Annotated in this window: 2 protein-coding genes and 1 pseudogene; all 3 read right to left on the bottom strand. The window is 69.8% G+C overall.

Going from position 1 to position 2,033, the window contains the following annotated elements:
• Nucleotides 1-651: molybdopterin-dependent oxidoreductase (locus tag VFX99_RS15055; protein WP_329667107.1), on the bottom strand; the 651-nt coding region annotated here is incomplete at its 3' end.
• Nucleotides 652-692: 41 nt separating this feature from the next.
• Complete coding sequence (locus VFX99_RS15050; protein WP_329667106.1) at nucleotides 693-1,547, bottom strand: enoyl-CoA hydratase/isomerase family protein; 855 nt, start codon at nucleotides 1,545-1,547, stop codon at nucleotides 693-695.
• 29 nt (nucleotides 1,548-1,576) lie between these two features.
• Nucleotides 1,577-2,033, bottom strand: a pseudogene (locus tag VFX99_RS15045) (peroxidase); the annotation flags it as partial.

Genomic DNA, 2,033 nt, shown 5'->3' with positions numbered 1-2,033 from the left:
GACGTCGATCCGCTTCAGCCATTTCACCGACGCCACGGCATACCAGTGGGGCACGATGAGTCGAAATGGAGCGCCGTGGTCCGGACCCAGCGGCTCGCCGTTCATCTCGTAGGCGATCAGGATCTCCGCCGCGGGATCGGCCGCGAGGGCGAGCGGCAGGGCCCGTTCGAAGGTCAGGTCGTCCTTGTCGGTGTCAGCCAGGACCGGCGTCAGGTGATACGCGCCGTGGTCGGCACCCTCGAAGCGGACGTCGACACCGTCCGTTGCCGGCGAGCAGCGCTCCAGCACCTCGTGCAGGAGAGCGCCGGTCCAGCTCGCGGTCGAGACCGCGTAGTCACCCCACGGCTCGCCGGTCGGCAACGGTCTCGTGTCGAGCCGCCCGTTCCCGGCGCATTCGAGGGTCACCGCCCGCTCGTGCGCCGGCATCGAACGCAGGTCGTGGAGCGTCAGGGTGAGCGGGTTCTCCACGGCGCCCCCGATCTCGAGAGTGCCGTCGTGCGCCGGCAGCGCGAAGTTGCTGCGCACGTAGTGGAGCCCGACCGGCGTGATGTCTGCTAGCAGGGCCTCCGGCGGCGCCTCGGCGTTGTAGGGAGCCGGGTTGATCATCTGCAGCGCGGCGCGCGCCCGATCGAGCTCATCCGCAACGGCCATGGTTCAGTCTCCTCGTCGACGGTGTGGATGCCCCGCGCACATCAGAAGTCGGCGTCCTGGAAGGTCGGCTCGCGGCCCTCGTTGAACGCGCCGATGCCCTCGACGCGGTCGGGATGGACGGCGGAGCGCCAGTGCGAGTCCATCATGATCGCGATCGACTGCTCGATCGGCTGGCCCTCGCCCAGGCGCACGGCCCGTTTGACCGCCTGCACCGCCGTCGGCGAGTTGCTTGCGATCTTCTCCGCGATCCGCTTCGCCGCGTCCATCAGCTCGCCCGGCGGGTGGAGCTCGTTGACCATGCCCAGCCGGTATGCCTCCTGCGCATCGATCGGGTCGCCCGTCATCAGCATCTGCATCGCCTTCCCCGGAGGGAGGAGACGTGGAAGCAGTGCCGGCGAACCGCCCCCGGCGGCGAGGCCGAGCATCGCCTCAGGCTGCCCGAAGGTGGCGTTCTCGGAGGCGATGATGAAGTCGGTGCTCTGGGCGAGCTCGCTGCCGCCGCCGTACGCGACGCCGTTGACGGCGGCGAGGACCGGCTTGCGCAGCTGGCGGACCGTGTAGAGCGTGCGATCGAAGTCCTGCCGCTGGCGCAGCCAGTCCTCCTTGGTCATGTTCTTGCGCTGGCGCAGGTCGCTGCCGACGGAGAAGGCCTTCGTGCCGGCTCCGGTGAGGACGACGACGCGGATGGCGGGGCGTACCGCGATCGTCTCGACGACCTCCGTGAGGCGCGCGCCCATCTCGGTCGTGATCGCGTTGTCGGCGTGCGGCCGGTTGAGGGTGATCAGCGCGACACGGCCTTCGGCGAGGTAGTCGACGAGGACCGGGGACTCCGGTTCCTCGCCGTTGGACGGGGGCGGGCCGAAGTCAAGTGCCTGCCAACGGTCGGTGGTTGCCATGGGTTTCCCCTCTTCTCGATCGAGACGGGTCACGAGTCGAGCTCCGCGAGCCAGCGCATAGCCCGCAGGCCCGGCGCGAAGCAGTACTCGCCGCCGCGCGTGACGACGAACGGCGGCAGGTCGTGGAGCCGGCGCCGGATCGGCCGCTGAGGAACCGTGAAGCTGCCTAACCTGTCGTTCGGCCCCACGAGCGGGTCCGTCTCGAGCGGGGCGCCGATGAAGATGCCGTCGTTCAGCCATTGGGTCTTGACGAACTCGAACTGCCGCTTGAGGTGCGCGCCCGCGAAGACGAAGATGATGCCGCGATCGACGCCGTCGTCTTCGAGCACGCCCTCGGGCAACATCGGGCCATAGCTGGTGCCGCGCCGGATCATGCGGTGCAGGCGGACGTCGACGGCGCCGTCGCCGTCCAGCGCGTCGCGCGGACTCGCGCGCCGTGCGTGCGCACCCAGGGGGCACTTGAGGCCCCGCGGATCGTCGCCGTAG

The organism is Microbacterium sp. (assembly GCF_036277215.1).
In the GTDB taxonomy this organism is placed as follows: domain Bacteria; phylum Actinomycetota; class Actinomycetes; order Actinomycetales; family Microbacteriaceae; genus Microbacterium.
This window is presented reverse-complemented; position numbering and strand designations above follow the sequence as displayed.